Annotated in this window: 21 protein-coding genes and 1 pseudogene; 13 read left to right on the plus strand and 9 right to left on the minus strand. The window is 74.9% G+C overall.

Annotated features, from left to right (window positions below; translation table 11 throughout):
- Nucleotides 1-3: 3 nt before the first annotated feature.
- A complete protein-coding gene (locus ACR80Q_RS09520; protein ID WP_435377366.1) occupies nucleotides 4-477 on the plus strand; it encodes a hypothetical protein in 474 nt (157 codons plus the stop codon).
- A gap of 7 nt (nucleotides 478-484) precedes the next feature.
- On the opposite strand, the gene ACR80Q_RS09525 is transcribed toward ACR80Q_RS09520, so the two are convergent.
- Nucleotides 485-2,692, minus strand: a complete 2,208-nt coding sequence (locus ACR80Q_RS09525; RefSeq protein ID WP_435377367.1) for a Gmad2 immunoglobulin-like domain-containing protein — start codon at nucleotides 2,690-2,692, stop codon at nucleotides 485-487.
- 183 nt (nucleotides 2,693-2,875) lie between these two features.
- Here ACR80Q_RS09525 and zwf point away from each other — a divergent pair, with 183 nt between their 5' ends.
- From zwf to ACR80Q_RS09545, 4 genes are all read left to right on the plus strand, one after another.
- Nucleotides 2,876-4,264, plus strand: coding sequence for a glucose-6-phosphate dehydrogenase (gene zwf, locus ACR80Q_RS09530; RefSeq protein ID WP_435377368.1), 1,389 nt, complete (start codon nucleotides 2,876-2,878; stop codon nucleotides 4,262-4,264).
- Nucleotides 4,265-4,323: 59 nt separating this feature from the next.
- Complete coding sequence (locus tag ACR80Q_RS09535; RefSeq protein ID WP_435377369.1) at nucleotides 4,324-5,151, plus strand: MerR family transcriptional regulator; 828 nt, start codon at nucleotides 4,324-4,326, stop codon at nucleotides 5,149-5,151.
- 71 nt (nucleotides 5,152-5,222) lie between these two features.
- Nucleotides 5,223-6,701, plus strand: a complete 1,479-nt coding sequence (locus ACR80Q_RS09540; RefSeq protein ID WP_435377370.1) for a glutamate synthase subunit beta — start codon at nucleotides 5,223-5,225, stop codon at nucleotides 6,699-6,701.
- A 71-nt stretch (nucleotides 6,702-6,772) separates the two neighbouring features.
- Nucleotides 6,773-7,165, plus strand: coding sequence for a DoxX family protein (locus ACR80Q_RS09545; protein ID WP_435377371.1), 393 nt, complete (start codon nucleotides 6,773-6,775; stop codon nucleotides 7,163-7,165).
- Here ACR80Q_RS09545 and ACR80Q_RS09550 read toward each other — a convergent pair.
- The gene (locus ACR80Q_RS09550) at nucleotides 7,130-8,626 is read right to left on the minus strand and encodes an MFS transporter (protein ID WP_435377372.1); all 1,497 of its coding nucleotides are present in this window, start codon (nucleotides 8,624-8,626) and stop codon (nucleotides 7,130-7,132) included. The two genes, ACR80Q_RS09545 and ACR80Q_RS09550, sit on opposite strands and share 36 nt — an antisense overlap.
- An 87-nt stretch (nucleotides 8,627-8,713) precedes the next feature.
- Here ACR80Q_RS09550 and ACR80Q_RS09555 point away from each other — a divergent pair, with 87 nt between their 5' ends.
- Nucleotides 8,714-9,517, plus strand: coding sequence for an SDR family oxidoreductase (locus tag ACR80Q_RS09555; protein WP_435377373.1), 804 nt, complete (start codon nucleotides 8,714-8,716; stop codon nucleotides 9,515-9,517).
- The gene (locus tag ACR80Q_RS09560) at nucleotides 9,514-10,155 is read left to right on the plus strand and encodes a vitamin K epoxide reductase family protein (protein WP_435377374.1); all 642 of its coding nucleotides are present in this window, start codon (nucleotides 9,514-9,516) and stop codon (nucleotides 10,153-10,155) included. Before ACR80Q_RS09555 ends, ACR80Q_RS09560 begins: the two co-directional genes overlap by 4 nt.
- 7 nt (nucleotides 10,156-10,162) lie before the next feature.
- On the opposite strand, the gene ACR80Q_RS09565 is transcribed toward ACR80Q_RS09560, so the two are convergent.
- From ACR80Q_RS09565 to ACR80Q_RS09580, 4 genes are all read right to left on the minus strand, one after another.
- Nucleotides 10,163-10,765 (minus strand): DUF4126 domain-containing protein, encoded by a 603-nt coding sequence (locus ACR80Q_RS09565; RefSeq protein WP_435377375.1) that lies wholly within the window; start codon nucleotides 10,763-10,765, stop codon nucleotides 10,163-10,165.
- An 81-nt stretch (nucleotides 10,766-10,846) separates the two neighbouring features.
- Nucleotides 10,847-11,641, minus strand: coding sequence for an amino acid ABC transporter ATP-binding protein (locus tag ACR80Q_RS09570; protein WP_435377376.1), 795 nt, complete (start codon nucleotides 11,639-11,641; stop codon nucleotides 10,847-10,849).
- Nucleotides 11,638-12,513: an amino acid ABC transporter permease gene (locus ACR80Q_RS09575; protein WP_435377377.1), complete on the minus strand. Its 876-nt coding sequence runs from the start codon at nucleotides 12,511-12,513 to the stop codon at nucleotides 11,638-11,640. The genes ACR80Q_RS09570 and ACR80Q_RS09575 overlap by 4 nt, the downstream gene beginning before the upstream one ends.
- Before the next feature lie 29 nt (nucleotides 12,514-12,542).
- Nucleotides 12,543-13,496 carry an ABC transporter substrate-binding protein gene (locus ACR80Q_RS09580; RefSeq protein WP_435377378.1) on the minus strand — a complete coding sequence of 318 codons (954 nt, stop codon included), beginning with the start codon at nucleotides 13,494-13,496 and terminating at the stop codon, nucleotides 12,543-12,545.
- A 185-nt stretch (nucleotides 13,497-13,681) separates the two neighbouring features.
- On the opposite strand from ACR80Q_RS09580, the gene ACR80Q_RS09585 reads away from it, so the two are divergent.
- From ACR80Q_RS09585 to fahA, 3 genes are read left to right on the plus strand one after another with little or no spacing between them, the layout of a single operon-like run.
- Complete coding sequence (locus tag ACR80Q_RS09585) at nucleotides 13,682-14,902, plus strand: homogentisate 1,2-dioxygenase (RefSeq protein WP_435377379.1); 1,221 nt, start codon at nucleotides 13,682-13,684, stop codon at nucleotides 14,900-14,902.
- Nucleotides 14,899-15,810, plus strand: coding sequence for a hypothetical protein (locus tag ACR80Q_RS09590; RefSeq protein WP_435377380.1), 912 nt, complete (start codon nucleotides 14,899-14,901; stop codon nucleotides 15,808-15,810). Before ACR80Q_RS09585 ends, ACR80Q_RS09590 begins: the two co-directional genes overlap by 4 nt.
- Nucleotides 15,807-17,039, plus strand: coding sequence for a fumarylacetoacetase (gene fahA, locus ACR80Q_RS09595; protein ID WP_435377381.1), 1,233 nt, complete (start codon nucleotides 15,807-15,809; stop codon nucleotides 17,037-17,039). Before ACR80Q_RS09590 ends, fahA begins: the two co-directional genes overlap by 4 nt.
- A 48-nt stretch (nucleotides 17,040-17,087) precedes the next feature.
- Here fahA and ACR80Q_RS09600 read toward each other — a convergent pair whose 3' ends face one another.
- Nucleotides 17,088-17,858, minus strand: coding sequence for a VOC family protein (locus ACR80Q_RS09600; protein WP_435377382.1), 771 nt, complete (start codon nucleotides 17,856-17,858; stop codon nucleotides 17,088-17,090).
- 133 nt (nucleotides 17,859-17,991) lie between these two features.
- On the opposite strand from ACR80Q_RS09600, the gene ACR80Q_RS09605 reads away from it, so the two are divergent.
- The 3 genes and pseudogenes from ACR80Q_RS09605 to ACR80Q_RS09615 form a co-directional block, all read left to right on the plus strand.
- Nucleotides 17,992-18,264, plus strand: coding sequence for a hypothetical protein (locus ACR80Q_RS09605; protein WP_435377383.1), 273 nt, complete (start codon nucleotides 17,992-17,994; stop codon nucleotides 18,262-18,264).
- A gap of 85 nt (nucleotides 18,265-18,349) precedes the next feature.
- Nucleotides 18,350-22,183 carry a SpoIIE family protein phosphatase gene (locus ACR80Q_RS09610; RefSeq protein ID WP_435377384.1) on the plus strand — a complete coding sequence of 1,278 codons (3,834 nt, stop codon included), beginning with the start codon at nucleotides 18,350-18,352 and terminating at the stop codon, nucleotides 22,181-22,183.
- A 91-nt stretch (nucleotides 22,184-22,274) separates the two neighbouring features.
- Nucleotides 22,275-22,754, plus strand: a pseudogene (locus ACR80Q_RS09615) (PH domain-containing protein); the annotation flags it as partial.
- 20 nt (nucleotides 22,755-22,774) lie between these two features.
- On the opposite strand, the gene ACR80Q_RS09620 reads toward ACR80Q_RS09615, so the two are convergent.
- Together ACR80Q_RS09620 and ACR80Q_RS09625 are read right to left on the minus strand one after the other, a co-directional pair.
- Complete coding sequence (locus tag ACR80Q_RS09620) at nucleotides 22,775-23,395, minus strand: DUF1349 domain-containing protein (protein WP_435377385.1); 621 nt, start codon at nucleotides 23,393-23,395, stop codon at nucleotides 22,775-22,777.
- Complete coding sequence (locus tag ACR80Q_RS09625) at nucleotides 23,392-23,754, minus strand: putative quinol monooxygenase (protein WP_435377386.1); 363 nt, start codon at nucleotides 23,752-23,754, stop codon at nucleotides 23,392-23,394. The genes ACR80Q_RS09620 and ACR80Q_RS09625 overlap by 4 nt, the downstream gene beginning before the upstream one ends.
- Between the last annotated feature and the right edge of the window lie 83 nt (nucleotides 23,755-23,837).

The following is a 23,837-nucleotide window of genomic DNA, read 5'->3' on the forward strand; positions in this document are numbered from 1 at the left end:
GGGATGATCATCCCCGTGGTGCCGCGCGCGGCCCGCCCCCGTCGGGCCGGGCTGGTCGTCGCGGGCGCGGCGGCGCTCGCCCTGTCGGGGCTGGTCGGGTGCGCCGAGGCGGAGCAGGCGGCCCGCTCGGCCACCGACCAGGTCGCTCGCGACGCCGTCGTGCAGGCGACCGCGGCGGCCGACGGGGCTGCCTCCGGCGCGGCGCGCGCGCAGGCGCAGCAGGCCCTGGGGCACTCGCTGGCCTCGCTGCCCGGCACCTGCGACGACGTCCTCGCGCTGCCGGCCAGCACCCGGGAGGAGCAGGCGCTGACCGTGCTCCGGGCGTTCTGGCTCGCCGACCTCGTCGCCGAGGACCCGCCCGCGGACACCGTCGAGCAGTTCGAGGAGGCCGTGGTCGAGCAGTGCCGTGACGCCCGCGAGACCGGGGCCGCGACCGTCCTGCGCGAGGTCTGGGACACCGGGTCCTTCGGACCCTGAACCGGCCTCAGGTCAGCGTGACCGTGGTCTCGTCCTGCAGCAACGACTGGTTGACGTCGCTCTCGCCCGACGACTCGTCCGGGACCCAGACCCGGAACGTGAAGGTGCCCGCGGGCAGCGCCACCGGGACCTGGAAGGTGTCGAAGGTGCCGTTGGCCCCGGTCTGCGCGGTGCCGGACGCCCGGACCGTGCTGCCCTGGACGACCTCCCACATCAGCGTGCCCTCCGGTGCGGTCGCGACCCCGCTGAAGACGGTGGTGCCGCTGGCGGCGGCCAGGGCGGTCGGCGTGCGGATCTCCACCTGCGCCCCGCCGGCGGGCGGCACGACGGTGCTCGGTCCGACCCCGTTGCGGTGCACGACCAGGGTGGCCCCGGCCGCGTCCTGCGACTCCACCGTGAGGCGGGTGACGCCGGAGGCGGTGGTCATGCTGGTCCCGGCCGGGAGCGCGGAGCGCCAGTCGCCGTCGCGGCTGCCCGTCGTGACCGACCCGTCCAGCAGCAGGATCTTGCGCGCGTCGCTGGGGGAGCGGCGGTGGACGATCACACCGGCGTCCAGGCCCTTGTAGTTGTTCGACAGCCAGGCGTCCCAGCCGGAGGCCGTGCGGTACTCCACGTAGTACGCCCCGCCCGGGTCGTCGACCCGCAGGACGCGCAGCCCGTCGGAGCTCGCCGGCACCAGGTGGACCCGCACCGGCTGGGAGGTGACGAGCTGCTCGGTGGAGCGGAGCAGGCCCAGGGCGTCGGCGTGGGGGGCGGCGAGGGAGCCCAGCTGGCTCCAGGAGACGCCCATGACGTCGTAGTAGTCGCGGTAGCCGTAGGTGGCGCAGCCGCTCTGCCAGCTGCTGCCGCTCCAGGTGCCGTCGGACCGGCCGGTGCACAGCAGGCCGTCGGAGTGGCCCAGACCCATGTTGTGCCCGAGCTCGTGGGCGATGATCGACACGGAGTTCAGCGACACCCAGGACCGTCCGCCGGAGTCCGGGCCGCCGCCCACGGTGCCGAGCCCGGCCCCGCAGCCCGCGCCGGAGGGCAGGTAGACGAGCAGGTGCTTGCGGGCCCCGGCGGTCCAGCCCACCTTGCCGGCGACCTCCGACCACAGGGCCATGGGGTCCGAGCAGTCCCGGGCCAGGGTCTGCCAGTCGTGCTGGGCGACGACGCGGACGCCCCGCTGGCCGCGGCTCTGCTGGCTCCAGAAGGTGTTGACGCCGCCGTTGACGGTGGCCGCGACGGCGGCGCGGGTGGTCGAGTCCTTGACCGCGCCCTTGGGGACGGCCAGGACGACGGTGACGTCGTGGACGACGGTCGCGGCCGCGGCCCCGAACACGTCCGTGCTGCCCTCGCCGAAGGTCACGGCCCCCTCGACCTGCGGCGCGGGGGCGACCTGGACGAGGCGCTCGACGGGGTACGGCGCCTCGGTGGCGGGCGCTGCGCCCAGCTCGACGGTGACGGTGCTGCCGTCCTCGACGCCGACGACGTCCGTGGGCGGCACCTGGTAGGCGCGGTCGGTCGTCTCCACCCAGGCCTGCAGCGACGCCGCGGCCTGGTCGGTGGCCGTGCCGTCCCCGTCGTCGACGGCGTGCACGGTGGCCGGGTCGGTGTCCTCGGTGACGTGCTGCTCGGCCCAGAGCCGGACCAGCGTGCCCGAGACGGTGCCCGGCGCCGCCGGGGCCTGGGGGGCGACCGGGGTGACGGCGTCGTCGGGGGTGACCGCGCCGGGCTCCGTCGGCGGGGCGGGGCGCGGTGCGACGGGGGCGGGTCGGGCGGGCGCCGCCGCGGGGTCGGCGGGCGCGGGGCCGGCGGGCGCGGGCTCGGACGGGGCCGGGTCGGCGGGCGCCGGGTCGGCGGGCGCGGGGTCGGTGGGAGCGTTGCCGACCCGGGCGCTGCCGGTCGACGTCGCCCAGGTGGCGCCGCTGCCGTCCGGGGAGGTGCCGTCCGGGGTGGTGCCGTCAGCAGAAGGGCCGTCAGGGGTGGTGGCGTCAGGGGTGGTGCCGGCCGGGACCCCCTCGACCGCGCGGGGCGGCAGCGGCAGGTCGTCGGTGGGCTCGGGTGACCGGGGCAGGGAGAGGGTCAGGTCGGGCGCGGCCACCGCGCTGTCCTCGCCGGTGCTCGCGGCCGGGAGGACGACGGCGGCCGCCACGAGGGCTGCGGCGACGACGGCGACGACGGAGCGGGAGCGGGGTCGTGGCCTCCGGGCACCGGCGATGGGTCGTGTCCGCACCTGAGGTCGTCCTCTCGTCAGCTCGTGGGTCGGCCCCGCGTCCTGGGTGGGCCGTCTGTCTGTGCATCGGCGCCGCGGCCCGGGCCTCGTAGCCGACCGCGGGCCTGTCACCCGGATGGAGCGCCGTGGGGCACGCTGCGTCACCAGCAGGACTCGCGGGTCGACCCGTGGTGAGGTAGAGGCATGACTCGCAGCGACGCACTCGTCCTGTTCGGTGCCACCGGGGACCTGGCGTTCAAGAAGCTCTTCCCGGCCCTGTACGAGCTCGAGGCCAAGGGCCGGCTGGGCGTGCCGGTGATCGGCGTCGCCCTGAGCGAGAGCGACGACGAGACCCTGCGCGCCCGCGCCCACGAGGCGGTGACCACCCACGTCAAGGGCCCGGTCCGCGCCGAGGCGGTGGACGCCCTCTGCGCCCGCCTCCAGTACGTCCAGGGCGACTACCTCAAGGACGACACCTACACCCGTCTGGCGCAGGTGCTCGGGGACGCGCAGAACCCGGCCCACTACCTGGCCATCCCGCCGGCGCTGTTCCCGACCGTCATCTCCGAGCTGCGCGAGCACGACCTGACCGAGGGTGCCCGCGTCATCGTCGAGAAGCCGTTCGGTCGGGACCTGGCCAGCGCCTGCGAGCTGAACGAGACCATCCGCGGGGTCTTCCACGAGGACCAGGTGTTCCGGATCGACCACTTCCTGGGCAAGGAGACGGTCGAGAACCTGCTGACGTTCCGGTTCGCGAACTCGCTGTTCGAACCGGTCTGGAACCGCGACAAGGTCGCCAGCGTGCAGATCACCATGTCCGAGGACTTCGGCGTCGCCGGTCGCGGGTCGTTCTACGACTCCGTCGGCGCCGTCCGCGACGTGGTGCAGAACCACCTGCTGCAGATCGTGTGCGTGCTCGCGATGGAACCGCCCGCCGGGGGCGGGGCGGAGGCGCTGCGCGACGAGAAGGTCAAGGTGCTGCGGGCCACGCGCAGCATCACCCCCGACGACGTCGTCTACGGGCAGTTCGACGGCTACCTGGACGAGCCCGGCGTGGCGCCGGACTCCCAGGTCGAGACCTACGCGGCCCTGCACCTGGAGATCGACTCCTGGCGCTGGTCGGGGGTGCCGTGGTTCATCCGCACCGGCAAGCAGATGACGACCACCGCGCTGGAGGCCGTCATCGAGCTCAAGCCCACCCCGACGCTGCTGTTCGCCGGGGAGGCCGCCCCCCGGCCGCACCCCAACCTCATCCGGTTCCGCCTGGGCGGCGACGGCGGGGTGTCGGTGTCGATCGAGGCCAAGCGTCCCGGCAAGACGTTCGCCACCAAGCCCATCGCGCTCAAGGTCGACTTCGAGTCCAGCCTGGGGGAGTCCGACGACCCCTACGAGCGGCTGCTGGAGGACATCCTCGACGGCAACCCGCGCCGGTTCGCGCGCCAGGACACGGTCGAGGAGGCCTGGCGGGTGGTGGAGCCCCTGCTCGGGGCCAGCATCCCGGTCTACCCCTACGAGCCGGGGGGGATGGGCCCGAACGAGGCCTCCCGGCTGCTGTCCTCCGGGCTGCACTGGTACGACCCCGAGAAGAAGTGACGGGCCGCCCGCATCATCGGCCTTGACCCTGACGTGGCGTGAGCCACCACGCTCGGTGCATGAGGAGGACGTCGGTGGTGGAGGCGGAGCAGCAGTGGACGGTCGGCCCGGCCGCGGACGCGGTCGGGACCACGGTCCGCACGCTGCACCACTACGACGCCATCGGGCTCGTGGTGCCGGGCGGTCGCACCCGGGCCGGGTACCGCGTCTACACGGGGCGGGACCTGGACCGGGTGCGGCAGGTGCTGGTCTACCGCGAGCTCGGGTTCGCGCTGGAGCAGGTCGCCGTCCTCCTCGACGGTGACGACGACGACAGGACCCGGCAGGTCGCCGGGCAGCTCGCCGCCGTCGTCGCCCGCATCGACCGCCTGCAGCAGGTGCAGGTGGCGCTGGAGGAGCAGATGGAGAGGCAGATGAGTGGTGTCGACCTGACCCAGGCCGAGAAGCGGGAGCTGTTCGGCGACACCTGGGTCGAGAACGAGCAGGAGTACGCGGCGGAGGCCGAGGAGCGCTGGGGCGGCACCGACGCCTGGGCGCAGGCCCGCTCGCGCGAGAAGTCGTACACGAAGGGCGACTGGACGCAGATGAAGGCCGAGGCCGACGACATCGACGCCCGGTTCGTGACGGCGATGCAGGCCGGGGAGCCGGCCGACGGCCAGGTGGCCCGCGACCTGGCCGAGGAGCACCGGCAGCTGATCTGCCGGTGGCACTACGACTGCAGCCTGGAGATGCACGCCGGGATCGGCCTCCTGTTCCCCCAGCGCGGGGCGCCGGGGGTGCCCCCACTGCAGGACCCCCGGTTCACGAGGACGTACGAGGACAAGGCCGCCGGGCTGGCGGTCTACGTGTCCGACGCCATGCAGGCCAACGCGGCCACCCGCGCCTGAGCCCTCGCGGCGGCTGGGTCCGGGACCTGGACCGCGTGTCCACGCCCCGGACCCGGCCGTAGGATCGGCGCATGCCCGTCGACCCCTGGGGATTCACCAAGACGCCCCGTCAGGACATCCCCAAGCGTCCTGTCGAGCTGCGCCTTCGCGACTTCGACCCCGTCTACGCCCGTCAGCAGGAGGACGTCGTCCGCCAGCAGGCGTCCCGCTGCATGGCCTGCGGCGTCCCGTTCTGCCACCAGGGCTGCCCGCTGGGCAACCTGATCCCGGAGTGGAACGAGCTCGTCCTGGACGCGGACTGGAAGCGGGCCATCGACCGCCTCCACGCGACCAACAACTTCCCCGAGTTCACCGGCTGGTTGTGCCCGGCGCCCTGCGAGGCCGCCTGCGTGCTGGCCATCAGCGACGACCCGGTGTCCATCAAGCAGATCGAGCTGTCGATCATCGACAAGGCCTGGGACTCCGGCTGGGTGGTGCCGCAGCCGCCCGAGCGGATGACCTCGCACACGGCCGCGGTCGTCGGCTCCGGTCCTGCCGGCCTGGCCGCCGCGCAGCAGCTGACCCGGGTCGGCTGGACCGTGGTGGTCTACGAGCGCTCCGACGAGGTCGGCGGCCTGCTGCGCTACGGCATCCCCGACTTCAAGATGCCCAAGAAGGCGATCGACCGCCGCATCGAGCAGATGCGCGCCGAGGGCACCCGGTTCGTCACGGGCGTCGACGTCGGCTCCGAGGCCATGCCGATGGACCGGCTGCGCCGCAAGTTCGACGCGGTCGTGCTGGCCGTCGGTGCGCTGGAGCCGCGTGACCTGACCGTCGAGGGTCGTGACCTGGCCGGTGTGATGCAGGCGATGGACTACCTGCCCGAGGTCAACCGGTACGTCGCGGGCAAGGCCGAGGACCAGGGCCTGGTGTCCGCGAAGGACAAGCACGTCGTCGTCATCGGCGGCGGTGACACGGCCGCGGACTGCCTCGGCACGGCCAACCGCCAGGGGGCGCTGTCGGTGACGGTGCTGGACCACAACCCGACGCCGCCGGTGGTGCGCGACCACGTGTCCAACCCCTGGCCGCAGTGGACCCGGGTCCACCGCAAGAGCCCCGCCCACGAGGAGGGCGTCGTCGAGTCCTGGGCGACGCAGACCGTCCGCTTCGTCGGCGACGAGTCCGGCCGGGTCACCCACGTGCGGGTCCGGACCGTCGAGCGGACGTTCGACGAGAACGGCCTGCGGTCCTTCACCCCGGTCGAGGGCTCCGAGCGGGACCTGCCCGCCGACCTGGTCCTGCTGGCCACCGGCTTCATCGGCACCGGCGCGGACGACCTGCTGGGCGCGACCGGCATCGACGTGGCCGGCGAGCGCGGCACCGTCGGGGTCGACGACCGCTGGCGCACCGGCGCCGACGACGTGTTCGCCTGCGGCGACGCCACCCGCGGGGCGAGCCTCGTGGTGTGGGCGATCGCCGACGGGCGGGCCTGCGCCGCCGCCGTCGACGCCGCCGTGCGGGGCAGCACGAGGCTCCCGGCCCCCGTCGGACCACGCGACCGCGCCCTGTGAGGTCCGCGCGCCCGGGCGCCTCTCGGTCGCCGCGCCCGGCCGGTGGCGCCCGACGCGCCGCGGTCCGGTCCGTGCCGGTCGAGGCGCCCGCCGCCCCGGCCGAGCACCGGGTGCTCGCGGCCGTGCTCGTCGGCTCCGGGGTCCTGCACCTGCTGCGGCCCCGCGTCTTCGACTCGATCGTGCCGCCGTGGCTGCCGCCGTCGCGGCGGTTCTGGACCGTGGCCAGCGGGGTCGCCGAGCTGGGCGTGGGGCTGGCGGTGTCGCAGCCACGGACGCGCCGCGCCGGGGGCTACGCCGCGGCGGCCCTGTTCGTGGCCGTGTTCCCCGGCAACCTGTGGATGGCGTGGCGGTGGCGGGACAAGCCCCTGCCCTACCGGGTCGGCGCGCTGGCGCGCCTGCCGCTGCAGGTGCCGCTGGTCGCCTGGGGGCTACGCGTCGCCGGTGCGGCCGCCCCAGGCCGCTGACGGCCGGGCGGTCAGCAGCACCACCACCGCCACCGCCGGGGCGAGCGCCGCCAGCGCGAGCGCGCCCGGCAGCGTGAGCAGGTCGCCCAACCCCCCGACCACCGCGGACCCCAGCCCGGACCCGGTGAAGAACACCAGCGTGAACAGGCCCAGGGCGGCCCCGCGGACCTCGCCGGGCACGGCCGCGGCCACGGAGCCGACCAGGGACGGCTGCGCGAGCGCGTACCCGGTCGACAGCCCGACGAAGCCCAGCCCCGCCAGCCAGGGCGAGAAGCCGACGGTGGCCGCCACCAGCGCGCCGAGCGTCGACAGCGCCAGCCCGAGCACGGCGGTGCCGCGCCGCCCCAGCCGCAGCACGACACGGGCCCCGTTGAACGACACCGCGGCGCCCAGCAACGCCCCGGGCAGCAGCAGCAACCCGTTCTGCATCGGGTCCCAGCCCTGGCCCGCGAGCACCAGCGGGACGGCGACCAGCCCGGCGAAGTAGACGACCGGCATCGCCGCGGCCGCCACCCCGGCGCGGACCACCACGTCCTCGCGGACCACGGCCAGCGGGACGAACCCGTGGGGGTGGCGGCGGACCCGCAGCACCACCAGCACGAGCAGGGGCACGGCCAGCACGGCCGCCACCCCGGCGCGGACCACCACGTCCTCGCGGACCACGGCCAGCGGGGCGAACCCGTGGGGGTGGCGGCGGACCCGCAACACCACCAGCACGAGCAGGGGCACGGCCAGCACGGCCGCCACCACGGTGAGCGGTCCCGGCTGCCCGATGGTCTGCACGGTGACGAGCACCGCCGCGGCCGCGGAGGCGACCAGCCCGGCCCCCAGCGCGTCCACCCGGGCCCCGGTGCCCCGGGACGGGGCCAGCTTGTAGGCCACGGGGAGCAGGGCCAGGGCCAGCACCGGCAGCAGCACCGACCCGCGCCAGCCGACCAGGACGCCGATCGTGCCGCCCAGCAGCGGGCCCAGGCTGGTCAGGACCAGGACCACGGAGTTGGACCGCCCCAGCGCCACGGAACGCTCGGCGCCCACGTAGCGGGCCGACAGGGTGGTGGTCGACAGCACCGGGATCGCCCCCGCACCCAGGCCCTGCAGCAACCGGCCCAGCACGAGCAGCTCGAAGGACGGGGCGAGCGAGGACAGGCCGGCCCCGACGGCCAGCATCACCCCGCCCACCAGGAACGGGGTCCGGGTGCCGACCGAGTCCGCGACGCGGCCCCAGACGGCCGTCGAGGCCGCCAGTGCCAGGGCGAAGGAGGTGAGCACCCACGCGCTGCCCGCCGTGGACAGGCCCAGGTCCTGCGACAGCGGGCCGAGGACCACGCTGGTGGCGGAGGTGCCCATCGCGGCCAGGCCCCACAGGACGCCCAGACCCACCGCGGCCCGGGTCGGGGACCAGCCGGGCCCGTCGTCGGGCGTGCTGGCGGCGGATCCGGTGCGCTCGTCCGTCGTCCTCATCCGCTCGTCCTCACTGCGCCGTCCTCACGGGCCCATCGTGGGTCCTAGGTCCTGTACCGGCCCGTCGGGCTGCGGCATGCTCGCCGGGTGCAACCCAGCAGCAGCCCTGAGCAGTCCCCACCGGCGCCGCCGGTCCCCAGCCGCGGGCGCCCCGTCGTCTGCGTCCTCGGTGCCGGCCCCGGTCTCGGCCTGGCCTCGGCCCGCGCGTTCGCCGCGGCCGGCTACGACGTGGCGCTGGTCGGGCGGCGGGAGAGCGTGCTCGCGGAGCTGGCCCGCCTGGTCGAGGCCGACGGTCACGGGGCCGACGTGGGCTGGGCCACGGTCGACGTCGCGGACGAGGCGGCCGTGACCCGGGCGGTGGAGGTCTTCGTCGCCCACACGGGGCGCCTGGACGTGCTGCACCACAACGTGAGCCTGTACCGCCCCGGTGGGGTCGCCGGCACGAGCGCGGTCGACCTGCTGGCCGATGTCGCGGTCGGGGCGGGCAGCCTGCTGAGCGCGGTGAGGGCCGCCCTGCCCGCGCTGACCGCGTCCCACGGGAGCGTGGTGGTCACCGGTGGGGGAGCGGCGGACCGACCGATGGCGGGCGCGCTCACGCTGGGCGTGCAGAAGGCCGCCGTCCGGAACCTGCTGCTGGGGATGGCGCCGGAGCTGGCCGAGGCCGGGGTCCACGCGGCCACGCTGACCGTGCGGGGCACCCTCGCGCCGGGCACCCCGTTCGACCCCGACCTGGTCGCGGCCCGGTTGCTGGCGCTGGCCGGGCAACGGCACCGGCCCCGCGGGGAGTGGACCGTCCAGCAGGACTTCACGGGGCACGACGGCCCGGCCGGCGGCGGGGCCGACGCACCCGAGGACGCGGTCCTCGAGGGCGGGCTGGGGCAGCCCTCGTGACGGCGCAGCTGCAGGACCACGACCTGGACCCGCCCCCCGTGCGGACGCCCGCGTTCGCGCGGTCGCTGCCGTGGCTGCTCACCGTGGGCGGGGCGCTGGGTCTGATCGCCGCGCTCGACCTGACCTACGAACGGCTGCAGCTGGCGCTCGACCCGTCCTACGTGCCGACCTGCTCCATCAACCCGCTGCTGGACTGCGGCACGGTGGCCAGCTCGGACCAGGCCAGCGCGTTCGGCGACTTCCCCAACACGTTGCTCGGGGTGGTCTCGTTCTCCGTCGTCGTGACCCTGGGTGTGCTGATGCTGCTGGGGGTGTCGCTGCCCCGCCCGGTCCGCTGGGGGCTGCAGGTCGGGGTGCTGCTCGGGGCGGGGTTCGTGCACTGGCTGGTCGACGTCAGCGTCTTCCAGCTCGGCGTGCTGTGCCCGTACTGCATGGTCGTCTGGTCGGTGACGATCCCCATCGCCTGGTACGTGACGCTGGCGAACGCGGCCGACGGGTTGTTCGGGGAACGGGTGGCCGGCAGCACCGTGGTGCGCACGCTGCGCCTGGTCCACCTGGCCCCGGTGCTGCTGTGGTTCGTCGCGGTGACCGCCCTGATCGGGGTGGTGTTCGCCGAGCAGTGGGCCGCCATGCTGTGAGCCGTCGTCAGCCGGTGGGCAGCGGTCGCTGCCGGTCGCGGCGGAGCCGGGCGCGACGGCGGCGGCCGCGGACGACCACGACGACCACCACGACCAGCAGCACCAGGACGAGCACCGGCAGCAGCAGCGCCGCCAGCGACAGCCCGACGGCCAGGACGTCCTCCGCGGTCGAGGCGACCGGCGCGCCGAGACCGGCCGTGGTCGCGTTGACCACGGTCCGCCCGCCCGCCTTGAGCAGGTGGACGCCGAGCGCGATCCCGGCCCCCACCAGCACCGGGACCCAGTCGCCGGAGCTGAGCCACTGCGACGGGTCCTGCACCAGCGAGGCCTGGTCGGTCCCCGCGCCCACCACCAGCCCGCCGGACACCGGGCGCACCACGGTCTGCAGCAGGTCGTTGACGTGGTCGACGCCGGGGATCTTGTCCGCCGTGACCTCGACCACCAGCAGCAGCCCGATGATGCCCAGCGCCCACGGGTCCTGCAGCCACGCCCATGCCGAGGGCAGCTGGACCAGGTCGGTCCAGCGCGACAGCAGCCCCAGCGCCAGCAGCGGGACGTAGGCGTTCAGCCCCGCCGCCGACGCCAGCCCCAACCCCGTCAGCAGCTCCACCCGCACCAGGCTACGACCACCCCCGGCCGGGGTGCCCACCCTCGTCCACACCTCTCCCGGCGGCCCGGCCCCGCCCGAGGGTCAGAGGCGGCCGGCGTCGATGACGCGGCGGAGGAACTGCTGGGTGCGGGGCATGACGGGCTCGGCGAGGACCTGCTCCGGCGGGCCCTCCTCGCAGAGCCGGCCCTGGTCGAGGAAGCAGACGTGGTCGGCGACCCGCCGGGCGAAGCCCATCTCGTGGGTGGCCATGAGGATGGTCGCGCCGCCCTCGGCGAGCTCGCGGACCAGGGCCAGGACCTCGCCGACCAGCTCGGGGTCCAGGGCCGACGTCACCTCGTCCAGCAGCAGGACCCGGGGCTCGACGGCGATGGCACGGGCGATGGCGGCGCGCTGCTGCTGCCCGCCCGACAGCCGGTCCGGGTAGGCGTCGGCCTTGTCGAGCAGGCCGACGCGGGTCAGCAGGTCCTCGGCGCGGGCGTCGGCCTCGGCGGCGGACGCGCCGTGGACGACCCGGGGCGCCAGCGTGATGTTCTGCCGCACCGTCATGTGCGGGAACAGGTTGAACCCCTGGAACACCACGCCGAACCGGCTGCGGACGGTGTCGGCGTCGACCGCCGGGTCGCTGATGTCCTCGCCGTCCAGCAGCACCTGCCCGTCGGTGATCGGCTCCAGCAGCGCCGCGCAGCGCAGCAGGGTCGACTTGCCCGACCCGGAGGACCCGATCAGGGCGACGACCTCGTGCTCGCCGACCGTCACGTCCACGCCGTGCAGCACCGGGGTGTCGTCGTAGTGCTTGACCAGGCCGCGGACGTCCAGCACGACCTCGCGGCCCCGGGTGGCGCCCTGCGGCAGCGAGAGGCCGGAGGCCGCGCTCACAGCACCCCTCCGGCCTGCTCGCGTCGGGCGGCCCGCGCCGTCACCCAGTCCGCCAGGCGCGCCGTCGGCACCGACAGCGCGACGAACAGCAGCGCCGCCACGACGTAGGGCGTGAAGTTGAACGACTCGAGCGCCCCGATCTGCGCGGCCCGCACCGCGTCGACCGCGCCCAGCAGCGAGATCAGGCCGACGTCCTTCTGCATGGCGACGAAGTCGTTGAGCAGCGGCGGGGTCACCCGGCGGACCGCCTGCGGCAGCACGACCAGGCGCATGGACTGCCCGTAGGACAGGCCCAGCGAGCGGGCCCCCAGCCGTTGGCTGGGGTGCACGGTGTCGATGCCGGCGCGGAACACCTCGGACACGTACGCGGAGTACGTGAGGACGATGGCGGCGGTGCCGAGGACCACCGCGCTGATCCGGCCGTCGGTGAACCGCAGCGCGGGCACGCCGAAGCCGACCAGGTAGAGCAGCACGATGAGCGGCACACCCCGGAAGAAGTCGACGTAGACCGTCGCCACCAGTCGCAGCGGCAGCCACACCGGCCCGCGCAGGGTCCGGACCACGGCCAGGACCAGGGCGAGCACCACGGTCAGCACCGCGGCGACGGCGAGCACCCGGACGTTCAGCCAGAGACCGCGCAGGATGTCGGGCAGGTACTCCCAGGCCACGTCGGGGTCGAAGAACGACGCCTGCACCCGGGGCCAGCCCGGGGCGTTCGTGATGATGACGTAGCCGACCCCGGCGAAGGCCAGCGTGCTGGCCAGCGCGGTCAGGGTGGAGCGCCGCGAGCGGCGGGAACGGACCCCGCGTCGCTGCAGCTCCAGCGGGGTCGGCCGGTACGGCCCGGCCGACCCCGTGAGGGTGGTGCTCATCGACGGATCATGCCTGGCTCGGCCGAGGCTCAGCCGAGCTCGGGGGCCCCGGCGACGTCGGCCAGCCACTCGTCCTGCAGCGCGTCCAGCGTGCCGTCGGCCTCGAGGGCGTCCACGGCCTGGGTCACGCAGTCGGTGAGCGGGCTGCCCAGGTCCAGGACCAGGCCGAGCTGCTCCGGCTCGGCGCCGGTCTCGGGCAGCTGGCCCAGGATGACGCCGTCCTCGAGCTGGGCGGCCACGGCGAAGAACGCGGACGGCAGGTCGAGGACGATGGCGTCGACCTGGCCGTTGGCCAGTGCGGTCACCGCGTCCTCGTTGCTGTTGAAGACCGCCGGCTGCAGGGTCGGGCCGACCGTCTCCACGAGGATGTCCAGGCTGGTGGTGCCCACCTGGGCGCCGAACAGCAGCTCACCCATCTGGTCCAGCTGCGACGTCTCGGCGGCCACGCTGCCCGCGACCGTGACGACGGCCTGCCGGACGTCGTAGTAGGAGGACGAGAAGTCGACCGCCTGGCGCCGCTCCTCGGTGATCGAGAACTGGTTGATCGCGACGTCGAAGTCCTTGGGGCCGGGAGCGATGGCGGCCTCGAACGGCACGCGGACCCACTCCACGGCCGCCTCGTCGAAGCCCAGGGTCTCGGCGACGGCGTAGGACACGGCCGACTCGTAGCCCTGCCCGTTGGTGGGGTCGTTGTCGACCATCCACGGCTCGAAGGCGGGCTCCGAGGTGCCCATGGTGAGCACCCCGTCGGTCAGGGTCTCCAGGGACGCCGGGTCGCAGCCCGGGAGTGCCCCACCGGCGGCCTGGGACGCCTCGTCGGAGGCGGGCGCGACGGGCTCGTCGGAGGCGGGCGGCGTGGTCTCGTCCTCGACGGGGGCAGCGGGCTCGGCCGACGCGGTGTCGTCGGTGCCGCCGTCGCCGCAGGCGGCCAGGGCGAGGGCAGCGGTGGCGAGGACGGCCAGGGGGATGCGGGAACGGCTCACGGTGGTGTCCTTGTCGGGCGCAGGGGGCCGCCGGCGCAGGTTGCGCCGAGCGGGGGACATCATCGCAGGCCAGGGGGCGGAGATGGTCCGTGTCCCGGTTGTCGGCACGGGCAGCGGTAGGCTGAAGCACCGCTAGATCAGGGCAGCGCGTCGACGGCGACGCACTCGACGGAGGTGAGACAGCGGTGGCGCACTACCGCTCGACGGGGGACGTCCCTCCCAAACGGCACACGCAGCACCGCGACGCCTCGGGGTCGCTGTACCGCGAGGAGCTGATGGGCGAGGAGGGCTTCAGCTCCGACTCCTCGCTGCTCTACCACGTGGGGGTCCCCTCGGCCCTGGTCGACGCCCGGGAGTGGGTGCTGCCGGACCAGCGGACCACCCCCAACCACCCGCTGCTGCCCAGGCACCTGCGGCTGCACGGGCTGTTCGGCTCCGAGGCGTCCCAGGTGGCCGACGTCGACGTGGTCACCGGTCGCCGGCTGGTGCTGGGCAACGCCGACGTCCGGATCAGCTACGTGGTCGCGGCCGCGGACTCGCCGCTGTACCGCAACGCCGTGGGCGACGAGTGCGTCTACGTGGAGCGCGGCGCCGCCCGGGTCGAGACCGTGTTCGGCCACCTGGACGTCCGGGAGGGCGACTACGTGGTCATGCCGCGGGGAACCACGCACCGCTGGCTGCCCGTCGACGTCGCCACCGAGGGGCCGCTGCGCGCGTACTGCGTCGAGGCGAACAGCCACATCGCACCGCCCAAGAAGTACCTGTCCCGGTACGGGCAGCTGCTGGAGCACGCCCCCTACTGCGAGCGGGACCTGCGCGGACCCGGCGCGCCGGAGGTCCGCGACGACGTGGACGTCGAGGTCTACGTCAAGCACCGGGGTCCCGGTCCGGGCGGGCTGGCCGGCACCGTCCACGTCACGCCGCAGCACCCGTTCGACGTCGTCGGCTGGGACGGCTGCCTCTACCCGTACGCGTTCAGCGTCCACGACTTCGAGCCGATCACCGGCCGGGTCCACCAGCCGCCACCTGTCCACCAGGTCTTCGAGGGATGGAACTTCGTCATCTGCAACTTCGTGCCCCGCAAGGTCGACTACCACCCGCTCGCCGTCCCCGTGCCGTACTACCACGCCAACGTCGACAGCGACGAGATCATGTTCTACGTCGACGGCGACTACGAGGCCCGCAAGGGCTCCGGCATCGCCAAGGGCTCGGTGACGGTGCACCCCGGGGGCCACAGCCACGGGCCGCAACCGTCGGCCGTCGAGGCCTCGCTCGGGGCGGAGCGCTTCGACGAGCTCGCCGTCATGGTCGACACGTTCCGTCCGCTGGAGCTCGGGGAGGCGGGCACCGCCTCCGACGACGGGGCCTACGCCTGGACCTGGTCCGGGCGGGGGCCGGTCGCGTGAGCCGGGCGACCGGCACGCCCACCATCGCCGCGTCCGTCCCCGCCGGGCTCGTGCGCGGGCTGGTCGACGACGCCGCCACGTTCCCGCCCGGCAACGCCCCGATGGCCGACGCCGTCGAGGCGCGGGCGATGTACGAGGACAGCTGGTTCGCCGAGGTGCTGGGGGCCGTGGTGCTGCGGGCCGACCGGACCCACGAGCTGCTCACGGCGCTGCTCGAGGCCGGCGACGCCCGCACGCCCACCGAGCCGCTGCCGGTCACCGTCATCGTCCCCGGTGGCCTCGACACCGTGCCCGACGCCGTGACCACGGTGACCGACCCCGCCCTGCACGTGGTCTCCGTCGAGGTCCCGCTCGGTCCTGTCCACACCCACACCGACCTGGTCGACCGGGCGCTGGCGCACCTGCCGACCGGGGCCCGGCTGTTCGTCGAGCCGTCGACGGGCCTGGACCCGGTCGACGTCATGCCTGCGCTGGCCGTGGCCGGGGTGAGCGGCAAGATCCGCACCGGCGGGACGACCGCCGCGGCGTTCCCCGACGAGGCGACCGTGGCCCGGTTCGTCCACGCGGCCGTCGCGGCGGGGGTGCCGTTCAAGGCGACGGCCGGGCTGCACAACGCGCTGCGCCACCGCGACGAGGACACCGGCTTCGAGCACCACGGGTTCGTCAACCTGCTCGCCGCGACCGCGGCCGCGCTGCTGCACGACGCCAGCGAGCACCAGGTGCACGTCCTGCTGCAGGCCACCGAGCCCGAACTGCTGCTGGAGCTGCTCACCGAGCTGGACGACGAGCAGGCCGCCGCCGTGCGGTCGGCGTTCGTCTCGTTCGGCAGCTGCTCGACGGTCGAGCCCGTGGAGGACCTGGCCGGGCTGGGTCTGGTGGCCCGTCCCGTCGTCGGGGTCGGGGCGTGACGTCGGTGTCCGGTCCCGGCGCGTTCGGCCCCGGTACCCAGGCGCACGGCGTGTACTCCGTCGCCGGCCAGGCGCCCCGCGTCGGGGTGCGGCTGCAGGACGACGCGGGCGACTCGGTGGTCGACGTGTCGGCCCTGGCGGACCGGGTCGGGCTGGGCTGGGCCGCTGAGCTGGCCGCGCCGAGCCTGAACCCGTTCATGGCGCTGGGGCCGGCGGTCTGGGCCGAGCACCGACGGTGGTTGTCGGGCCTGCTCGGCGCGGCCGGGACGCCCGTCGACCCGGCCGTCCGTGCCGCCTCGCACCCGCTGGACGACCCGTCCCGCCCGGTCCGGCTGCACCTGCCGTTCGAGGTCGCCGACTACGTCGACTTCTACGCCAGCCGCGACCACGCGTCCAACCTGGGCACCATGTTCCGGCCGGGGCAGCCGCCGCTCACGCCCAACTGGACCCACGTCCCGATCGGCTACCACGGTCGGGCGGGCACGGTCGTGGTCTCCGGCACCGGGATCCGGCGTCCCGTCGGGCAGGTGCGACCGCCCGGCGCCGAGCGGCCCGAGGTCGTGGCCTCGCGCCGCCTCGACATCGAGGCCGAGGTCGGGTTCGTCGTCGGCGTCGGCTCGGCCCTGGGGGAGCCGGTCCCGCTCGCCCGGTTCGCCGACCACGTGTTCGGGGTCTGCCTGGTCGACGACTGGTCGGCCCGGGACCTGCAGGCGTGGGAGTACGTGCCGCTGGGCCCGTTCCTGGGCAAGTCGTTCGCGACGTCGGTGTCGGCCTGGGTCACGCCCCTGTCGTCCCTGGAGCACGCCAGGGTGCCTGCCCCCGCGCGCGACCACCTGGTCCAGGACTACCTGGACGACGCCGAGCAGCCGTGGGGCCTGGACCTGCGCCTGGAGGTGCGGCTCAACGGGCACGTCGTGTCGCGGCCGCCGTTCTCGCGGATGTACTGGACCGCCGCCCAGCAGCTGGCCCACATGACCGTCAACGGCGCGTCGCTGCGGACGGGGGACCTGTTCGCCTCCGGCACCGTGAGCGGGCCCGAGCCCGGCGAGCGCGGTTCGCTCATCGAGCTGTCCTGGAACGGGGAGCAGCCGCTCGTGCTCCCCGACGGCAGCACCAGGACGTTCCTCGAGGACGGCGACGAGGTCGTCATCACGGCCTGGGCGCCGGGGCCGGACGGGGCCCGGGTCGGGCTCGGCGAGGTCGTCGGCCGCGTGGAGCCCGCCCGCTGAGTCCCGGCGGTCGCACCTGGTCCACGGGCGGACCGCGTCGCCGCCGGCTCAGGCGGCGGCACCCCCGCCCATGACGGCGAACGTGGCTCCCCACGGGTCGGTCAGCGTGGCGATCCGGCCGAACTCCGTGTCGAACGGCCCCGCGCCGACGCTGGCCCCGCGGCGGCGGGCCACGGCCACCGCCGCGTCGGCGTCCGCCACCGCGAAGTACGTCAGCCAGTGCGCCGGCACGCCCTCGGCCGGGAGGCCCCCCATGCCGCCCAGGGGGTGCCCCCCGTCCACGCTGAACGTCCGGTACACGTCGCCGGCGCCGGGCAACGCCTGGTACCGGTAGCCGAACACCCGGGCGTAGAACGTGCGCGCGGCCGCGGGGTCGGGGTGGGCGGCGTCGTTCCAGGTCAGGCCGCCCGGCTCGTTGACGATCGCCGAGCCGATCCGGCCCAGCGCCTGCCAGACGCCGAACACGGCGCCCTGGGGGTCGGCGACGATCGCCATGCGCCCCAGTCCCACCACCTCGAACGGCTCGGCGAGGACCATGCCGCCCGCCTCGGTCGCGGCGGCCGCGGTGGCGTCGGCGTCGGTGCTGGCCAGGTAGGTGACCCAGGCGGACGGGACCCCCGGGGTGGTGCTGGGTCCGATGCCGGCGGCGTCGTGCCCGCGGACCGTGCACATGACGTAACCGCCGTGCTCGGGGTCGGCGGTCTCCGGGGTCCAGCCGAGGACCTCGCTGTAGAAACCCACGGCGGCGTCGACGTCGACGGCGCCGTAGTCGACCCAGCAGGGCGTCCCTGCGGGCCACGGCTCGGTTCGTGTGGTCATGACGAAAATCGTGGCACCGGGGTCGGACGGTGGGAAGACCGAGCCGCACCTGCCGTCGCCCGGGTGGCCGCGAGCGCTTGCGGGGGCGCCACCCGCCCCGGACATTGGGACGGTGCACACCCCCTCGGTCCCCATGAACCTCGTCCCCCTGTCCGACACCGGCTGGGCGGTCATGCTCGCGGTGACGGTGGTGCTTGCCGTCGCGTGGGTGGTCGGGGTCGTCGTGGTGACGCGGGTGCGCGAGGCCCGGGGAGACAACCACCACCTGGCCGACGCGCAGGCCCCGGGCGAGGGGACCGTGGCCAAGCGGGTGTCCGCCCGGACCGTGCTCGTCGTCGCGGTCGCCGTGGCCGCGCTCGCGGTCGTCGTGTTCCTCGTCGGCCGGGTCGGCGACCTGCTGGCCTGACGCCGGTCCCGGGCCAGGTGAGGACACGGCGGTGACTGACCGTCATTCCGAGGACACGCGGCGCATCCACCGGTACCTTCCGCAGGTGGCCAAGCCGGCGGTCGACGGGGGCACCTTCGTCCACGAGCTGTTCGGTGCGGGGGAGACCGCCCGGGCCCTGGCGGCCGTGGACTGGGCCGGTACGCCGTTGGGCCCGACCGACGGCTGGCCCCGCAGCCTGACGTCCATCGTGCGCGCCCTCGTGTCGTCCCGGTTCTCGATGTGGATGGCCTGGGGTCCCGAGCTGACGTTCCTGTGCAACGACGCCTACCGCCGCGACACCCTGGGGGCGAAGTACCCCTGGGCCCTGGGTCGTCCCGCGGGGGAGGTCTGGGCCGAGATCTGGCCCGAGATCTGGCCGCGGATCGACGGCGTGATGACGACCCGGCGGGCCACCTGGGACGAGGCCCTGATGCTGTTCCTCGAGCGTCACGGCTACCGGGAGGAGACCTACCACACCTTCTCCTACAGCCCGCTGACCGACGACGACGACCAGGTCGTCGGCATGCTGTGCGTCGTCAGCGAGGAGACCGAGCGGGTCATCGGGGCCAAGCGGATGGCGCTGGTGCGGGACCTGGGGGCGCGCGTGGCGGCGCAGCGCAACGAGAGCGAGGTCCTCGCCGCCGCGTCACGAGAGCTGAGCGCCGGGGCCGCCCTGCTGCCGTTCACGCTGACCTACCTGACCGACGAGGACACCGGTGAGCCCGTCCTCGCCGCCAGCACCGGGGTCGTCCTGCCCCACGCGGTGGCGCCGCGGGTCCTGCGCCCCGGCGGGCCGTGGCCGCTCGCCGCCGTCCAGGCCGGTGGCACCGAGGTCGTCACCGACCTCGGGGCACGCTTCACGGAGCTGCCCACCGGTGGCTGGCCCGATCCTCCGCAGCTGGCCCTGCTGGTGCCGTTCCGACGCCAGGACGACGACCGGCCGGTGGGGTTCCTGGTGGCCGGGCTCAACCCGTACCAGGCGCTCGACGCGGACCACCGCGGCTTCGTCGAGCTGGTGGCCGGGCAGGTCGCCGCCGCGCTGCACAGCGCGCGCGCCTACCAGGACGAGCGACGACGGGCCGAACGGCTGCTCGAGCTCGACCGGGCCAAGACCGACTTCTTCACCAACGTCAGCCACGAGTTCCGCACGCCGCTCACGCTCATGCTCGGCCCGACCGACGACGCGCTGGCCGACGTCACCGACCCGCTGGCGCCCGTGCAGCGGGAGCGCCTGGAGATCGTCCGGCGCAACGGCGCCCGGCTGCTGCGCCTGGTCGACACCCTGCTCGACTTCTCGCGGGTGGAGTCGGGCACGGCGCAGGCGCGCTTCGAGGCCGTCGACCTGGGGCTCGTCACGGCCGAGCTGGCCCACAGCTTCCGCCACGCCGTCGAACGGGTCGGGCTGAGCTTCGACGTGGACTGCCCCCCGCTGCCCCGGCCCGTGCTGATCGACCGCGAGATGTGGGCCCGGATCGTCCTCAACTTGCTCTCCAACGCGCTCAAGTTCACCTTCTCCGGCGGTGTCGCGGTCCGGCTGGTGGCCGGGGACGACGGACCCGTGCTCACGGTCACCGACACCGGGGCCGGGATCAGCGCCGCGGACCAGGTGCGCCTGTTCGACCGGTTCGTGCGCGTGGCCGACGCCCGCTCCCGCAGCTTCGAGGGATCGGGGATCGGCCTGGCGCTGGTGGCCGACCTGACCGCGCTGCACGGCGGCCGGGTGGAGCTGGACAGCGCCCCGGGGCGGGGCAGCACCTTCACCGTCACCCTGCCCTGGGGCGCCGGGCAGGAGCAGGGGCACGGGACGCCGCCGGAGGTGGACGGGACCGCCCCGGCCGAGGGCAGCAGCGTCCGCGGGTTCCTCGACGAGGCGGCGCGCTGGCTGGTCGGCACCGAGGCCCCCCGCGGTCCCGAGCCCGCGGCGACCGCCGACGCGGACCCCGACCGTCCGACGGTGCTCGTCGTCGACGACAACGCCGACATGCGCGACTACGTCGGTCGGCTGCTGGCGAGCGAGCACGACGTCCTGCTGGCCGCGGACGGCCGGGCCGGGCTGGAGCTGGCCCGGGCCGAGGTGCCCGACCTGGTCCTGAGCGACGTGATGATGCCGGAGCTCGACGGGTTCGGCCTGCTGGCGGCGCTGCGTTCGGACCCCCGCACCATGCACGTGCCGGTGGTCCTGGTCTCGGCCCGCTCGGGCGAGGACGCGACCGTCCTGGGCCTGGACTCCGGCGCGGACGACTACCTGGCCAAACCGTTCTCCAGCCGGGAGCTGCTCGCCCGGGTCCGCGCCAACCTCGAGCTGGAGCGGGTCCGCCGGACCCGTCGCGAGCTGGAGCGGATGCAGCGGCTGCTGGACCAGGCGCAGCGCCTGGCCAGGGTCGGCAGCTGGGAGCTGGACCTGGCCAGCGGGAGCGTCAGCGGGTCGACGGAGTTCCTCCGCCAGATCGGCCTCGACCCGGCCGGCCTGGACCCGTCCGGCCTCGACGCGACCGACCTCGACCCGTCCGGCCCGGGCCGGTCCGGGTTCGAGACCCTCGTGGCGACCCGCCTGCACCCCGACGACCGGGAGTGGGTGCGGGAGGCGCTGCTGGCCGCCGCCGACGGCGCGCCGCTGGACATCACGGTGCGGTTGCTGGACCTGTCCGGCGAGGTGCGGAGCTTCCGCACCATCGGTGAGGCGGAGTCCCTGGACGGGTCGGTCCGGTTGCGGGGCAGCATCCAGGACGTCACCGAGCAGCTGCTGGCGGAGGAGGCCCGGGCGACCGCGGCCGCCGCGACGGAGGTGGCGGCCCGGGAGCACCGGATCGCCGACGAGCTGCAGCGCTCGCTGCTGCCCGCGGCCCAGGTCGAGGCCGAGCTGGTGTCGGTCGCGTCGTTCTACAGCGCCGGGGCCGAGGGCACCCAGGTCGGCGGCGACTGGTACGACGTGATCGAGCTCGGGGGCGGACGGACGGCGCTCGTGGTGGGCGACGTCATGGGGCGAGGCGTGCCCGCCGCCGCGGTGATGGGCCAGCTGCGCTCGGCCGTGCGGGCCTTCGCCCGCCTGGACCTGCCGCCCACGCGGGTGCTGGAGCACCTGGACGGCGTCGTGCGCGACCTGGGCGACGACCAGATCGTCACCTGCCTGTACGCCGTCCACGACCCGTACGACGCCTCGCTGACGATGGCCAACGCCGGGCACCTGCCGCCGCTGGTGCGCCGGCCGGGCGGGGTCGTGGAACGGCTGCAGGACGCCCAGGGTCCCCCGCTGGGCACGGCGGTGGCTGCCCTGGTCGAGACCCGGGTGACGCTCGAGCCGGGCGCGGTGCTGGTCCTGTACACCGACGGGCTGGTGGAGGACCGGGGCCGGGACATCGACGACGGCATCGACGCGCTCACCCGGCTCGTGGAGCAGATGCCCGAGACGCTGGCCACGGACACCCCCGCCGGTCTGGTCGCGACCCTGCTGCCCCGTGGCGCCGACGACGACATCGCGCTGCTCATGGCCCAGATCGCCGGTGACGGCCCAGGCGCGACCCTGGAGCTGGACGTCGTCGACGAACCGGTGTCGGTGCGCGGGGTCCGTCGCGCGGTCGCCGCGGCCCTGGACGGCTGGGGCGTGGCGGAGGACGTGGCCGACACGGTCCTGCTGCTGGTGTCTGAGCTGGTGACCAACGCGCTGCTGCACGGGCGTCCGCCGGTGCAGGTCCGGGTGCGACGCAGTCCCACGGCGGTCGTCCTCGAGGTGCACGACGACGCCCAGACCCTGCCGCGGCGCGACGACCCGGGCGACGGTGACGAGCACGGTCGGGGCCTGCAGCTGGTGTCGGCGCTGGCGTCCCGGTGGGGCACCCGCCCGACCGTGACGGGCAAGGCGGTGTGGTGCACGGTTCCGCTGGACGGTCGGGGCGCCTAGCCCGCGGTCGTCAGTCGGCGGTCCCCGGTCGGGGCTCTCGTCGGTGGTGGGTCTGGTGCTGCTGGGTCTGGGGCTGCGGGCCGTGCGGTCGGTGGCGGCCGACCCGGTCGGGCTGCGGCTGCGCCGCGTGGTGTCCGACCGCACGGTGCCGTGGGCCGACGTCCGGCGGGTGCGCAGCAACGCCCAGGGGATGGTGCAGGTCGACACCCACCTCGAGCTGGTCGACGGCCGGCTGCTGGAGCTGCCCGGGGGGGTGCGGATGGGCACCGTCGAGCGGTGGCGGCAGGAGACCGGCGGAGCCACGGCGGAGCCCGAGACCGGTGACCGGCGCAGCCTCCCGCTGGTGCGGCAGACCGCGATGTGGCCGCTGTTCGTGTACCTGCCGGTGCTCCTCAACACCGTCCTCGGGGGAGCGGGCCTCGTGCTGGGCCTGCTCGCGTGGGCCGCCCTGGCGCTGCTCCTGTCCCGGTCGCGCCCCCAGGTCGTGGCCACGCCCGAGGGCCTGTCGGTGCCGACCTGGCGCGGTCGTCGCCACCTGTCCTGGGACGACCTGGTCCGGGTGCGCGGGCGCGCGGACCGCTGGGACGGTCCTCAGGACCCGTCGCGCAGGTCCGCCAGGCGCTCCCGGTCGAAGCGCACCTGGTCGAACCGAACCGTGCACCCCTCGCCGGTGGGTGACTGGGCCTCGAGGCCGACCTGGTGCTCGTCGACGGCCCCGCCGAGGCTGAACACCCGCACCAGGGTCCACCGGCTCCCCTCGGTGGAGGCGTGCAGGGCGTAGACCCCGTCGACCCGCGCCACCCGCAGCCACACGGACCGGGCGTCGACGGTGAACGCGTTGGCGTCGTCGGACACCCCGCGCGTGACGACCGACACGACCATCGGCTCGGCCGCGGGGGAGTACTCGAAGCAGAACTTGGCCCACGTGGTCCGGTCCAGCCAGAGCAGGAGGACGCCGGCGTCGAACTGCGACCGGAAGCCGACCGAGACCCGCGCGCTCAGCCGGTAGTCCCCGGCCGGCGGCCTGCCCAGCAGGGTCGCGGCGTTGAGCATCGACTCGGCGTCGCCCGAGTCCTCCCCGGCGGGGTTGACGTAGAGGTCGGTGCGGGCCGGGGCGTCGGCCACGACGGCGTCCCCGTCGCGACGCCAGACGCCGTCGTGCGACGCCGTCACGGGGAACGGCAGCCCGGGGACGTCCAGGGCGCCGGTCATGGCAGGGACGCCAGACCGTCGGTGTCGGCCTGCCCCTGCGCCCGGCCCGGGACGACCTGGTCCTTCGCCGGGCCGGGCCGGACGAGCTCCACCCGCGGCGGTCGGGCCAGGAGCGGGTCCTTCGCCGCGTGGAACGCCTGCACGTGCGCGCCGTCCTCGTGGGCCTGCAGCGCAGCCTGGTCGGCGTAGACCTCGTAGAACACCCGGGCGAGCTCGTCGTCCTGGACGCGGTGGGTGGCGTACACCAGCGTCCCGGGCTCGCGCTCGCGGATGGCCGCCACGGCCACCGCCGTCAGGCGGTCGAACTCCCCCGCCGCGTCCTGGTCGTGGACGTCGAAGCGCACGACGATCCCGATCATGAGACCCCTCCTCCGTCCGTGCGGCGCCGGGTCGGACGCCGCGTCGACGCCGACGCTACGGGGACGTCCGGCCCGCCGCCGCC

Source organism: Aquipuribacter aurantiacus, assembly GCF_051216895.1.
Taxonomy (GTDB): Bacteria; Actinomycetota; Actinomycetes; order Actinomycetales; family JBBAYJ01; genus Aquipuribacter.

Coding starts and splice junctions, on each gene's coding strand:
- ACR80Q_RS09520 (WP_435377366.1), top strand. CDS start 4: ATGATCATCCCCGTGGTGCCGCGCGCGGCCCGCCCCCGTCGGGCCGGG.
- zwf (WP_435377368.1), top strand. CDS start 2,876: ATGACTCGCAGCGACGCACTCGTCCTGTTCGGTGCCACCGGGGACCTG.
- ACR80Q_RS09535 (WP_435377369.1), top strand. CDS start 4,324: ATGAGGAGGACGTCGGTGGTGGAGGCGGAGCAGCAGTGGACGGTCGGC.
- ACR80Q_RS09540 (WP_435377370.1), top strand. CDS start 5,223: ATGCCCGTCGACCCCTGGGGATTCACCAAGACGCCCCGTCAGGACATC.
- ACR80Q_RS09550 (WP_435377372.1), bottom strand. CDS start 8,626: ATGAGGACGACGGACGAGCGCACCGGATCCGCCGCCAGCACGCCCGAC.
- ACR80Q_RS09575 (WP_435377377.1), bottom strand. CDS start 12,513: ATGAGCACCACCCTCACGGGGTCGGCCGGGCCGTACCGGCCGACCCCG.
- ACR80Q_RS09600 (WP_435377382.1), bottom strand. CDS start 17,858: ATGACCACACGAACCGAGCCGTGGCCCGCAGGGACGCCCTGCTGGGTC.
- ACR80Q_RS09605 (WP_435377383.1), top strand. CDS start 17,992: ATGAACCTCGTCCCCCTGTCCGACACCGGCTGGGCGGTCATGCTCGCG.
- ACR80Q_RS09620 (WP_435377385.1), bottom strand. CDS start 23,395: ATGACCGGCGCCCTGGACGTCCCCGGGCTGCCGTTCCCCGTGACGGCG.
- ACR80Q_RS09625 (WP_435377386.1), bottom strand. CDS start 23,754: ATGATCGGGATCGTCGTGCGCTTCGACGTCCACGACCAGGACGCGGCG.